Annotated in this window: 6 protein-coding genes; 4 read left to right on the top strand and 2 right to left on the bottom strand. The window is 68.4% G+C overall.

What is annotated here, in order from left to right; translation table 11 throughout:
- The first annotated feature begins 184 nt into the window (after positions 1 to 184).
- Together A6M56_RS15905 and A6M56_RS15910 are read left to right on the top strand one after the other, a co-directional pair.
- Positions 185 to 1,813 carry a rhombosortase-dependent MprA family serine protease gene (locus A6M56_RS15905; protein ID WP_104610489.1) on the top strand — a complete coding sequence of 543 codons (1,629 nt, stop codon included), beginning with the start codon at positions 185 to 187 and terminating at the stop codon, positions 1,811 to 1,813.
- A 197-nt stretch (positions 1,814 to 2,010) separates the two neighbouring features.
- Positions 2,011 to 3,966 carry a rhombosortase-dependent MprA family serine protease gene (locus A6M56_RS15910; protein WP_102080092.1) on the top strand — a complete coding sequence of 652 codons (1,956 nt, stop codon included), beginning with the start codon at positions 2,011 to 2,013 and terminating at the stop codon, positions 3,964 to 3,966.
- A gap of 93 nt (positions 3,967 to 4,059) precedes the next feature.
- Here the strand turns inward: A6M56_RS15910 and rrtA are convergent, their stop codons facing one another.
- Together rrtA and glnE are read right to left on the bottom strand one after the other, a co-directional pair.
- Positions 4,060 to 4,671 carry a rhombosortase gene (gene rrtA, locus A6M56_RS15915; RefSeq protein WP_045787632.1) on the bottom strand — a complete coding sequence of 204 codons (612 nt, stop codon included), beginning with the start codon at positions 4,669 to 4,671 and terminating at the stop codon, positions 4,060 to 4,062.
- Positions 4,668 to 7,511, bottom strand: coding sequence for a bifunctional [glutamate--ammonia ligase]-adenylyl-L-tyrosine phosphorylase/[glutamate--ammonia-ligase] adenylyltransferase (gene glnE / locus A6M56_RS15920; RefSeq protein ID WP_062737925.1), 2,844 nt, complete (start codon positions 7,509 to 7,511; stop codon positions 4,668 to 4,670). The genes rrtA and glnE overlap by 4 nt, the downstream gene beginning before the upstream one ends.
- A 156-nt stretch (positions 7,512 to 7,667) precedes the next feature.
- Between glnE and A6M56_RS15925 the strand changes: the two genes are divergently transcribed.
- Together A6M56_RS15925 and A6M56_RS15930 are read left to right on the top strand one after the other, a co-directional pair.
- Complete coding sequence (locus tag A6M56_RS15925; RefSeq protein ID WP_102080093.1) at positions 7,668 to 11,957, top strand: YhdP family protein; 4,290 nt, start codon at positions 7,668 to 7,670, stop codon at positions 11,955 to 11,957.
- Positions 11,958 to 11,961: 4 nt separating this feature from the next.
- A complete protein-coding gene (locus tag A6M56_RS15930) occupies positions 11,962 to 12,825 on the top strand; it encodes a carbon-nitrogen hydrolase family protein (RefSeq protein WP_102080094.1) in 864 nt (287 codons plus the stop codon).
- Positions 12,826 to 12,837: the final 12 nt, after the last annotated feature.

Below are 12,837 nucleotides of genomic sequence, written 5' to 3' on the forward strand. Positions count from 1 at the left end.
AGGCGGGTCCGTTTTCTGCTGATTCCACGGCGGCGCGCTGGCCATCCCGGCCATGCACTGCATACGACGACGTGACGGCATCAGGACAGGCTGCGTGCTACCTTTGGTTTTGTGTAACGTTCTGTCAACGATTGCATCGAGCCAGCGTTTCACAACAGACCCAGATGCCACGGAGCGCGCACCGATGACCCCTTCCCTCTTCCGGCTGAAGTCCTGGCTCCGTGCAGGCGCCAGCGCCATGTGCATCGCCGCGGTGCTGGGGGCCCAGCCGGCCACGGCGGCCACGCCGCAGCCGGCGTACACCGGCGACGTGATCATCAAATGGCGCGACGACACCGGTGGCACGCGCAAGACGCTGTCCGCCAGCGAGGCCGGCAACCGGCTGCTGTCGGTCGCACAAGCGGCGGGCAGCACGCTGCAGGTCAAGCGCACGCTTGGCACCAACGCGCAACTGCTGCGCACCGGCCTCACCGATGCGGCCAGCATCGAAGCCACGGCGGCAAAGCTCGCCCAGGACGCGCGCGTGGCGTACGCCGTGCCGGATCGCATCCTTCGGCCCAATGTCATCCCGAACGACACGCGGTTCGCCGTGCAGAACAACCTCGCGTCGCCCACCGTCGTGCCGGGCGGCATCAACGTGGCCTCGGCCTGGGACATCACGCAGGGTTCGTCCAGCATCGTGGTCGCGGTGGTGGACACCGGCTACACCGACCACCCCGATCTGACGGGAAAAATCCTGCCCGGCTACAACTTCATCTCCGACCCCGTGCGCGCGGGCAACTCGTCCGGGCGCGGGTCGGATGCGCATGACCTTGGCGACGGGGTGACCAGCGCAACGCAGTATCCGAGCCTTGGCTGCTCGACGTCGGACACGTATCCGCAGCCCAACAGTTGGCACGGCACCGAGGTCGCCAGTGTGCTTGCCGCCGCGACCAACAATGGACGCGACATCGCCGGCGTGGGCTGGAACACGCAGTTCGTACCGGTACGCGTGTCGGGCAAATGCGGCGCGCTGCTCTCCGACACCGTGGACGGCATGCTGTGGGCCGGCGGCCTTGCCGTTGCCGGCGCTCCAACGAACAACCACCCGGCGCGTATCGTCAACGTCAGCCTTGGGAGCACGGGCCAATGTTCGGCGGCGGAGCAGGATGCGGTGAACCAGCTCGCCGCGCGCGGCACGATCGTTGTGGCAGCCGCAGGCAATGAGGCGGCCCAAAGCGTGGACGCGCCAGCCAACTGCACGGGCGTCATCGCCGTGACCGCGCACGTCGACAGCGGTGAAAACGCCAGCTACGCGAATGTCGGATCGCAGGTTGCACTGTCCGCCCCGGGTGGGGGCTGCGGCAACTCCAAGGTCATCACCGCCACCGATCCGCCAACCTGCGCCGAGGCGCAATCGGTCATTCAGGCCGATTCCAATGACGGCACGCAGAGCCTTGGCAACTACGTGGTCAAACAGGTCGCCGGCACCAGCTTCTCGACGCCGGAAGTCGCCGGGACCATCGCACTCATGCTGAGCGTGCAGCCGCAGTTGTCGAATGCGCAGGTGCTGGCCGGGCTGCAGCAGACAGCGCGGCCGCATCCGAGCGGCACGTTCTGCGCCAACAACCCCGGCGTCTGTGGGGCGGGGCTGCTCGATGCGGCCGGTGCGGTGGCCTATGCCCAGCGCACGGCGGGGGCAGGGATCGGCAGTGGGACAGGGACGAGCGGCTCTGGTGGCGGGGGTGGAGGCGGTGGTGCGGTTCCGCTGATGAGCGCGGCGTTGCTGCTGGCGCTAGGATTTGCTTGTCGACGCCGCAGGTTGCCGCATTGACCCGACACCCCACCGCGAGATGAAACGCCTCCCCTGTGGAGGCGTTTCCGTTTGCACCGCGCCGCCACCCCACTACAGCTAAGTTGCCTGTGGATATCAGGGTTTATACCTAGTCCCTTCAGGAGCCTATTGTCTCAGTCGTTTCGGACAATGCAGCGACACAGTTTGTACTTCATTACAAAAACAGGACTGCTCTGATGAAGAAGATGACCCGCGGGGGGATGGCTCCGACGGTGCTGGTGCTGGGGTTGGCGTCGTATTGCGCCGCACCGGCGTTAGCGGTGGAGAAATCCACGACGTTCAATACGCAGTTGCAATGGGTTACCCAGCTCATCATCAAGGAAAAGCCGGGCGCGACCGGCACGGTGAAACCCCAGTCGGCTGGGGCAAATGGCGCCGCACCCTCGGCAGACGTGGCAACGGTGCAACGCTGGTCTGCGGCCGCTCAGTTGCCGATGACGTACAAGCGGCCGATGTCTGGCGGCGCCCACGTCGTCACGTTGCCCAGGGTGATGACGCTGCAAGACGCGCAAACCGTTGCGCAGCGCATGGAAGCGAGCGGCGAATTTGAATACGTCTCTGCAGACCGGATCATGCGCCCCATGGCGGTGCCAACTGACCCGCTGTTTGGGCAACAGTGGAATCTGATGCCGCCGAGCGCCAGTGCAGCGGGTGGCGCCAATGTGACAGCCGCGTGGAATACCACCACGGGCGTCAACACCGCAAGCGTCGGCATCGTCGATACCGGCATCCGCGCCGACCATGCTGACTTTGCAGGACTGAATCTGAGTGCCGGCCACAACTTTGTCAGCAACAATGCATTGACCAGCAGCCCGGACCCCAAGACGGGCAACACAGTCCAAGCCGGATTTGTGAACAACGGCGGGGACACCACCGCAGCAGACCCTGGCGACTGGGTCACTGTAGGCGATGCGCAGACCTATCCCAGCCTCTGCGGAAGCCGTGCGAGCGACAGCAGCTGGCACGGCACCTTCGTCGCCGGCCAGATCGGCGCGCAGCACAACACCATCGGCATCGCCGGCATCGCGCCCGGCGTGCGTGTGCAAATGGCGCGTGCGCTGGGCAAGTGCGGCGGCATGACGTCCGACATCATGGACGCCATGACGTGGCTGGCCGGCGGCCAAGTGTCGGGCGTCACGAACAACCCGACTCCGGTCAAAGTCATCAACCTGAGCGTGGGCGGCCAGGGGAATTGCTCGCAATTTGAACACGATCGGGTCGATGCGGCCCGGGCGCTGGGCGTCACCATTGTTGCGGCGACGGGCAACGAAGCAGGACCCGTCGATGCGCCGGCAAACTGCACCGGCGTCATCGCTGTTACGGCCCATACCCTGGAGGGCGACAATGCGTCGTACGCCAACGTCGGCGGGCAGACGACCATCAGCGCACCAGGCGGCGGATCGGGAACCGTCGTTGCCGGGCTTGGCAGCGGCATCCGGTCGCTTTCCAACACCGGCAAGACGATACCGGACGCTTCACCGGCCGGTGATACCTACGCCAGTTACATCGGCACGTCGATGGCCACACCCCACGTGGCGGCGACCGCAGCGCTGATGCTGTCGGTCCAGCCTGCGCTGGCACCAGACGACATTGCGAAGATTCTGAAACAGTCTGCGCGACCCTTCCCGGCGGGCACATACTGCGCAACCCATGCGGCCACGTGCGGGGCTGGGATGCTCGATGCCGGCGCCGCGCTTGTACAGGCCCAAGGCTCGCCGACCATCCACGTAACCGCATCGGCATCGAACACTGTGGCTAACGCGACGGTCACGCTGACCGCCGTCGGCGGGGCCGGCTACGGAAAGTCTGCCACCAGCACCACGTGGGGGCAGACGGGCGGCCCTCGCGTCGACCTCACAACGTCGGGGCCGGATGCCAGCGGCAAGAGCACTGCCACGTTCACACCAGTTGACGCAGGGGTCTATACGTTCAGCGTGACGCTGACCAACAACGCACAGGCGACCGCAGCAGACAGCACCACCGTAACCGTCACCGCGCCGGCGACCACGGGAACGGGCAGCAGCACTACCAGCAATGGCGGCAGCGGCGGTGGCGGCGCCCTGCCCCTGTGGCTCGCGGGCCTGCTGCTTGCAGGCGGCGCAATTGGAATCGGCCGTCGCCGCGCGCGATAACGGACCACCCGCACCCACGCAACACCGCTAAATGGACACGCCGGCATGAAAGCCGGCGTGTCCATTTTTATTGGTCTCCAGACCCGCTCGGCCTCACGTCGATCGCCCTTTCACCCGCCACTCCCCCAACACCCAAATCAACAAACCACTCCCCGCCCCGAACGCATGCGCGATGCGCACCACGCCAAACCCCCAATGCGGGTCAAAGGCGATGGGCGACAGCCACGATTGCTCGAGCCACACCTTCACCAGCACACCCACACAAAGCGCCACGCCGAGCCAGCGCGAGATGCGGTCGTCCTCCGCCTCGGCGGCGGGTTTCAGCAGCCGCAGCCCGCCCCATGCGGCCAAGCCGTGCAGCGCGCCGGAAAGCCCGCCATACCACTGCACCGCCGGCTGCGTGAGCAGCGCAAGCTGCACCAGCACGCCGCACGTTAGCAGCGCCCCGACGATGCGCTGGGGCTGCAGCACACGGGCCAGCAACAGGATGAGCCCTGCGCCCGCCATCGCATCGGCCAGCCAGTGCCACACGTCCAGATGGGCCCACATGGCGGTGACGATGCGCCACCACTGCCCCGCCCGCACGGCGTCACGCTGATACAGCCCCGCGGCATGCAGCCACGGCACAAACGAAAACGCCGCCGACAACACGGCCACACCCACACAGGCGCCCCCGACGGAGACTGCGTACCGATGCCCCCTCATTGCGCCGGCCCGAACACCTGCTGCCACAACGCCCGCACCTGCGCGGCCTCGTGCGCGCACGTACCGGCCGGCACGCGGGCGGCGGATTGCCCGTCCAGCCGCAGCTTGTGCTGGCGCGCACGGAAGTCGCGGTAGGCATCGGCCACCTGTGCGGCCCGCGCGGCATCGATCAGGCCGAGCTCGCCCGCCATGTGCAGGAGCGCAATGTTGCCCTTGTTGCGCGTGAGTTCGGGATGCACCGCGCTGTGCAGCAACACCAGGAACTGCACGGTAAATTCGATATCGACCATGCCGCCGCGATCGTGCTTCAGGTCGAACAGGTCGGTCGGGTTCGCATGCCCTTCCGCGACGCGCTCGCGCATCGCCACGATCTCGTCGCGCAGCGGGGCCGGCTCGCGTGGCTGGCGCAGTACCTCGGTGCGCAGCGCCTCAAAGCGTTGGCCGATCTCGGCGTCGCCCGCGCAGAAGCGCGCGCGCGTGAGGGCCTGGTGCTCCCACACCCACGCGGCGTTGTCGCCCTCGCGCATCTGGTAGCGGCGGAACGCTTCGAAGTGCGTGACCATCAGGCCGGCCGCGCCGTTCGGGCGCAGGCGCGTGTCCACGTCGAACAGCATGCCTGCGGCGGTGTGGCTGGTCAGCCAGGTGATGAGCTTGCGCGCAAACGACGCGTATACATCGGGCGCGCGTTCGTCGTCATCGTCGTAGAGGAAGATGATGTCGAGGTCCGACGCATAGCCGAGTTCCTTTCCGCCCAGCCGCCCGTAGGCCACCACGGCGAAGCGCGGCACCTCGCGGTGACGTGTGCCGACCTGCTGCCAGACCGTCTCCAGCGTCAGGTCCAGCATCGCATCGGCCAGGTCGGAAAGCCGGTCGCTGATGTGTTCGACGCTGAGCATGCCCTGCAGGTCCTGCAGCAGCACGCGGAACGTTTCGGCATGGTGCTCCTGGCGCAGGATGTCCATCTGCATCTCGACGTGGTCGGCGGCGGCGCGCAGGCGGTCGCGCACACGCTCCTTGAAGGCCGGCCAGTCGGGCTCGGCCGACAGCGCCTCCACGTCGAGCAGTTCGTCGAGCAATTGCGGATGGCGCGTGAGGTAGTCCGCTGCCCAGCGCGACGCGTGCAGCGTGTGGGCCACGCGCTCCATCGCCTGCGGGTATTCGCTCAGCAGCGACAGGTACGACGCGCGCCGGCTGATCGCATCGAAGAAATCGAGAAAGCGCGCGATGGTGACATCGGCATCGGTCTGCCGCGACGCCTGGTCGATCGCCCGGTTGATGAGCAGGTCGAAGCGCTGCCGGCTTACTTCGGACAGCGCCCGGTAGCGCGGCGAATTGCGCGTCGCGCGCAGGCGCTCGAGCACGCTGTCCGGGTCCGCATAGCCGAGCTCCGCGAGCTGCGTGCGCGCCGTTTCGGTGTGCTCGTCGTCGAGCAGATCGGCATGCCACACGGCGGCGCATGGCGGCTGACTGTCCTGCTTGTCGGAGAAGGTCTGCTCGAACTGCTGCGCGACTTCGTCCTGGTACGCCTCCAGCCTGGCCACCAGCGCGGCGTAGTCGTCAAAGCCCATCATGCGCGCCACACGCAGCTGGTCTTCGGGCGAGCCTGGCAGGTTGTGCGTCTGCGCGTCTTCGATGTACTGCAGGCGGTGTTCGAGCTGGCGCAGGAAGCGGTATGCCTCGGTCAGGCGCGCCACTGCCTCGGCGTCGATCAGGCCGCGCTCGGACGCCGCACGCAGCACCTGCAGCGTCGGCCGCACGCGCAGTGCAAAGTCCTGCCCGCCGCGGATGAGCTGGAACACCTGCGCAACGAATTCGATCTCGCGGATGCCGCCGCGCCCGAGCTTGATATTGGGCGAGCGGGCCTGCACGTGGCCCTGGCCATCGCGCTGTTGATTGGCGCCATTGCTGCGCTTGGCCGCCTCGTTGCGGATCTGCGCATGCAGCGACCGGATGGCCGCGATCACGCCGTAGTCCAGATAGCGCCGGAACACGAACGGCCCGGTCACGCGGTCGAGCTGCTGGATCACGCGGGCCGCATGCGGGCTCGTCGGGTCGGTGATGACGCGGCCCTTGATCCACGCGTAGCGCTCCCATTCGCGGCCCTGCACGACGAAGTACTCCTCCAGCATGCCGAGGCTGCACGCGAGCGGCCCGGCATCGCCGTTCGGGCGCAGGCGCATGTCGACGCGAAAGACGTAGCCGTCCTCGGTCACGTCGGCCAGCGCGTTGATGAGGCGCCGGCCGAGCTTGGTGAAGTATTCGTGGTTCGACAACGGCCGCGGGCCGCCGTGCGTGTCGCCGTCTTCGTCGTAAAGGAAAATCAGGTCGATGTCGGAGGACACGTTGAGCTCGCGCCCGCCGAGCTTTCCCATGCCGACCACCACCAGCTCCTGCACCTCGCCGGAGGATTGCCCCATCGGCTGCCCGTGCAGAGCCTCGAGCTCCCGCCCGATCACGGAGATGGCAGCGCGCACGGCGAACTCGGCCAGGTCGGTCATCGTGCCGGTCACTTCGTCGAGCGTGGCGGCGCCGGACAGGTCGCGCTCGACCAGCGCGCCGAACACTTCGTTGCGCAGCAGGCGCAGTGCGCGCTTGAGCGCGGTCTCCGGCTCGGCGGCCGTCGTATCGAACAGTTCAGCAAAGCGTGCCGACAGCCACGCCACGTCGATCGGGCGGCCAGCGGCGGCGTGCACGCGGTCGGCCCAGCCCTCACGCGCCTGCGCCAGGCGCTGGATGTAGCGCGAATAAGCCAGCGCGAACGGCAGCGCGGCGAAAGGGGCCTCTGGCGCGCGGGCCGGCGCCTGCAGGAACGGCTGCGTGGACAAGGCGGAATCAGTCATGCGAACCCAATCAAGCGTTGGCGGAAACGTCCATTCTCGCTGAAATGCGCGCGGGGCCGGTCGGTGACCACTGACTTTCGCGGGCATCCGGCGTGCTTGCCGGTCGGCAGGGCAGCAAATGTGGCGCCGCCTGCCGAATATCGGATAATCCGCATCATGCCCCGCCCGCCCCAGTTCCCTGAATCGCCGAAGTCCGATGGTGGACACACCAGCACCCTGTCCCCGGGCGGGGCAGGACGGCCTACGGCCTGGGCGCGTCTGATGGGGCTGGCGGGCAAGGCGGGCGCCGGCATGCGCTCCGTGGCCGGCGCGCGCGTCTGGCGCACACTGTGGCGCCTCGTGTGGAAAACGGCGGTGGCGCTGGTGGTCCTGGCCGTCATCGGCATGCTCGTGGTGCGCTTTGTCCTGTGGCCGCGCGCAAGTGTCGCGCGCGAATGGATGGAGCGCGAGGCGTCGAGCGCACTGCACGCCACGGTGGGCATCGGCTCGCTCGAGACCTTCTGGGAGGGCTGGCATCCCGCCTTCCGGGCCCAGCGCATCGAGGCGCGCGACCCCGCCGGGCGCCGCACGTTTGCCGTGCAGGATGTACAGGCGCGGTTGTCCTGGCGCTCGCTGCCGCGGATGCAGATCACGTTTGCCGTGCTGCATGCCGATCGCGCCGACGTGCTGGTCCGCCGAGACGCCAAGGGCAGGCTCATCGTCGCCGGCATGCCGCTCTCGCCCGACACCGGCGGCGACAGCGACTTCTTCGACCAGCTGCTCTCCCAGGGCGACATCGACTTCCGCGAAGGCGCCGTGCGCTGGCTCGACGAGCGGCGGAACCTGCCCGAGGTCGCGCTGGGCAACGTGCGCATCCGGCTGCGCAGCGGCCCCACGCGGCACCGGGTCGACGCCAGCGGCACATCGCCCACACTGTTCAACGGTCCCATCAAGTTCCACGCCGACTTCCGCCACGACCTGCTGGCCCGGCCCGGCGACTGGCGCCATTGGCACGGCCAGGCCTCATGGCAGGTCGACACGCTGCAGCTGGCGGCCGTGCAACGCTACGTACCGGTTCTGGCCGCCGCCAACAGCGGCACCGTGTCGTCCGACGGCTCGGTGGAGTTCGCCGATGGCGCCTTCACGCGCAGCCAGGCGCGGCTGACCGGACAGCAGCTCGATCTGCAAGTGCGCAAGGATCTCGACCCGCTCCAGCTGCGCAGCCTTCAGGCGCTGGCGACGCACCAGCGGGATACGCGCGGCGAGCACACCGTGCGCTTCGATACGCTGCTCTGGCAGCCACTGAATCCGCCGGCGCAACCCCCGTCGATGCCCGAACTGGCCGGCCCCGGCATCGAGGCGCCGGCCAACCCCGCCGGCACGCCGCGCGGCCTGCGCAATGTCACCGTCGGCTGGGCACTCGACAAGCGCGATGCGCTGCGCGTACTGAAGATCAAGGCCGCCACGCTGGACCTGGCCGACCTGCGCAGCATCGCCACCGCGCTGCCGCTGCCGGCGAGCGTGCTGCAACCGCTGCGCACCAGGCAGCCCACCGGCCGCGTCGACGATCTCGACATCCACTGGCAGCGCGATGTGTCGCGCTGGCGCCCGCAGGCCTCGGCATCGGCGCCGGTGCACTTTACCGGCCGCGCCACCATGCGCCAGGTCTCGTTCGGCCCGGGCGAGCTGCCCGCCGTGCCGCCAGGGCACCACCCGGAGCCGGCCGTGCCGGGCGTCGAGAACCTCTCCGGCAACGCAACGTTTTCGGATGACAAGGGCACGCTGCGCATCGATTCCGCCGACGCCGCCCTGCTGCTGCCCGGCACCTTCGCCGAGCCGCGCGTGCCGCTCGATCGCCTGCAAGGCACCTTCAACTGGACGTACCGCAAGCAGGAACTCGTCGTCGCCAGCGACAACGTGACCTTCTCCAATGGCGACCTCGCGGCGCGCGTCGGAGGCACCTACCGCCATGCGCCGGACACCAGCCGCCTCGGCAGCCTCGACCTCAAGGGCACGCTCGACCGCGCCGAAGTGGCGCGCGTGCCGCGCTACCTGCCGCTGTCCATCAGCCAGCATCTGCGCGATTACCTGGGCGGCGCACTGCTGGCCGGCAGCGCGAGCAACGTCAGCTTCGCGCTGGCGGGTGACCTGCACGACTTTCCGTTCCGGCCGCCGCACCAGGGCGCGTTCCGGGTGGAGGTCCCGGTGCAGAACGTGACGTATCAGCCGGCCCCGGCGCAGGCGGCCCACAGCCCGCCGGGGCGCATGCCGACGCACCCCGGCGAATGGCCCGCATTCACCAACATCGACGGCACGGTGATCTTCGATCGGTCGTCGCTTGCCTTCAAGGTGGCGCGCGCCAAGGTGATGGGCGTGAACCTGCAGGACGTAGGCGGCAACCTGCCCGACATGGAAGACCACAACCCGGTCCTCACCATCGAAGGCAAGGGCGACGGGGCGACACAGAACTTCCTGCAGTACGTCGAGGCCAGCCCGGTCAGCCAGTGGATCGGCCACTTCACCAAGGAGGCGCGCGCGCAGGGCAACGCCACGCTGGCGCTCAAGCTCGAGCTGCCGCTGCACGAGATGCATTCGACGCGCGCCCAAGGCAGCGTCTCGTTCCTGCGCAACGATGTCACGCTGATTCCGCAGGCCCCGCCACTGACCGATGTGACCGGCGCGCTGACCTTCACCCATAAGGGCATCGGCTTCGACAACCTGCGTGCACGCTTTGCCGGCGGCGAGATCCGCCCCACCGGCGGGACCGCGCCCGACGGCACGATCCGCATTCAGGTGGCGGGTACGGCGTCGGCACAGGGCCTGCGCGAAACCACGCCGGAAGGCAGCCCGGTCGCCGCGGTAGCGCGCGCACTGGAGGGCAGCGCGCCCTACAGCGCGACCATCAGCGTCAAGCAGCATCGGCCGATCATCCAGGTGCAGTCCGACCTCACGCCGATGACCGTGCGCCTGCCGGCGCCGCTGAACAAGGCCGCGGGCCAGCCGCTGCCGGTGCGCTTCGAGATGCAACCGCTGGCCGCCAACAACGCCCTCGACGAGATCACGCTGCAGCTTGGCAACGTCGCCACCGCGCGCTATGAACAGCGCAGCGGCGCCGGCGGCGTCGAAGTGCTGCGTGGCGGCATTGGCGTGCGACAGCCGGTGCCGCAGCCGGCCGAAGGCGTCCAGGCCAATCTGGCACTGGACCAGCTCGACATCGACGCCTGGCGCCACGTCTTCGCCGCTCCCACCGCTGACAAGAGCGCCGCGCAGATTGCCACCGAACACGCCGCTGCCGCCTCGGCCCCCAAGACGTCTGCCAGCCACAACGCCTATCTGCCGAGCCGCCTGAGCGGGCGTGCCCAGACGCTGCGCATCCTGGGCCGCGACTTCAACGCGGTGCGCATCGACGCCACGCGCGACGGCGCGAACTGGCAATCGACCATCGAATCGCGCGAGATTGCCGGTGCCGCGCGCTGGCACGCCGAAAGCGCAGCCGTGCCGTTCGGCGAGCTCACGATGCGCCTGTCGCGCATGAGCATCCCCGATGCGCAGGAAGAGACGGCGCTGACGGAATCCCTGGCGCGCAGCTCGCAGGAGATGCCGTCGCTGGACCTCGTGGCCGACAAGTTCGATCTGCGCGGCAAGGCCCTCGGCAAGCTCGAGATCAAGGCGCGCAGCCAGATCAGCGACGGGGCACCGGTCTGGACGCTCGAGACGCTCAAGATCGAACAGCCTGCCGCCACGCTCACCGCGCACGGCACCTGGCGCATTCCACGCCGCCTGCGCGGCAGCGACGACCCGGAACGCCGCACGCTGCTCGACTTCAACCTCGATCTGCGCGACTCCGGCGACCTGCTGCAGAAAATGGGCTTCGCCAAGGTGCTCGACGGCGCCAAGGGCAAGCTCGAAGGGCGCGTGGTCTGGCGCGGCTCGCCGATGTCGATCGACTACCCGACGCTCAACGGCCGCATGGCGCTGAACCTGGAGCGGGGCCAGTTCCTGCCGGTCGATCCGGGGCTCGCCAAGCTGGCCGGCGTGCTGAGCCTGCAGGGGCTGCTGCACTTCGCCACCGACCTGCGCAGCGCCACGGGGCGCGGCACGCCTTTTGACAGCGTCGTGGCCACCGGCACCATCACCAACGGTGTCGCGCGCACGGAAGATTTCGCCGTCCGCGGGCCGCAGTTCCAGGTCGCCATGCAGGGGTCGGCCAACATCCTCGATGAGACGCAGGATCTGCGCGTGAAGGTCACGCCCAAGGTCGATGCCACGTCGGCCTCGCTGGCCGCCGCGTTCATCAATCCGGCGCTGGGGCTCGGCACGCTTGCGGCGCAGCTGATCCTCGGCGACCAGGTCTCGAAGGCGTTCGCCACGCAATACCACGTGACCGGAAGCTGGGCCGACCCGAAGATCGAGAAGGTCGCGTCCAGCGCCGGCGCAGGCAGTCATTCCGAAACCTCGGCAAAATAGGCCCATGACTTCCGCTACCGTTGCCCCCGCCCCGTCCGCGTCCCATGCGGCCTTTGATGCACCTTTTCGCGTTGCCGCCGTCCAGACCGTGACCGGCATCGACGTGGATGCCAACCTGGCCCGCGCCGATGCACTGCTCGCCGAGGCCGCCGCGCAGGGCGCACGACTGGCGCTGCTGCCCGAGTACTTCTGCATGATGGGCCGCAAGGACAGCGACAAGGTCGCCATCCGCGAGGACGACGGCAACGGCCCGATCCAGGCGTTCCTGGCCGATGCCGCGCGCCGGCACCAGTTGTGGCTTGTCGGAGGCACCCTGCCGATGTGGTGCGAAGACGCGCAGCGCGTGCGCAACACGTCGCTCGCATTCAACCCCGCCGGCCTGCGCGTCGCACGCTACGACAAGATCCACCTGTTCAACTTCGTGCGCGGTGAAGAGCGCTACGATGAGGCCCGCACCATCGAACCCGGCGCCGCGCCGGTCGCCTTCGATGCGCCGTGCGGCCGCGTGGGGATGTCGGTGTGCTACGACCTGCGCTTTCCGGAGCTGTACCGCGCGTTGTCGGCGGGCGGAAGCCTCAACTTGATTCTGATGCCGGCTGCCTTCACCTATGTGACGGGCGCCGCGCACTGGGACATCCTGCTGCGCGCCCGCGCCATCGAAAACCAGTGCTACGTGCTCGCCGCTGCACAGGGCGGGCGCCATGAAAACGGCCGCCGCACGTGGGGCCACTCCATGCTGGTCGATCCGTGGGGCGAGATCATCGCCTCCGTGCCCGAGGGCGAAGGCATTGCCATCGGCGACATGGACCCGGCCCGGCTTGCGCAGGTGCGCCAGGATCTGCCGGCGCTCAAACACCGTGTGATGTAGCCCAACCGAATT

Origin of the sequence: Ralstonia sp. RL, from assembly GCF_001683835.1 — a bacterium.
In the GTDB taxonomy this organism is placed as follows: Bacteria; Pseudomonadota; Gammaproteobacteria; order Burkholderiales; family Burkholderiaceae; genus Ralstonia; species Ralstonia mannitolilytica.

Bases quoted from the DNA above. Each gene is read 5' to 3' on its own strand.
- A6M56_RS15905 (WP_104610489.1), top strand. From the start codon at position 185: ATGACCCCTTCCCTCTTCCGGCTGAAGTCCTGGCTCCGTGCAGGCGCC.
- A6M56_RS15910 (WP_102080092.1), top strand. From the start codon at position 2,011: ATGAAGAAGATGACCCGCGGGGGGATGGCTCCGACGGTGCTGGTGCTG.
- rrtA (WP_045787632.1), bottom strand. From the start codon at position 4,671: ATGAGGGGGCATCGGTACGCAGTCTCCGTCGGGGGCGCCTGTGTGGGT.
- glnE (WP_062737925.1), bottom strand. From the start codon at position 7,511: ATGACTGATTCCGCCTTGTCCACGCAGCCGTTCCTGCAGGCGCCGGCC.
- A6M56_RS15925 (WP_102080093.1), top strand. From the start codon at position 7,668: ATGCCCCGCCCGCCCCAGTTCCCTGAATCGCCGAAGTCCGATGGTGGA.
- A6M56_RS15930 (WP_102080094.1), top strand. From the start codon at position 11,962: ATGACTTCCGCTACCGTTGCCCCCGCCCCGTCCGCGTCCCATGCGGCC.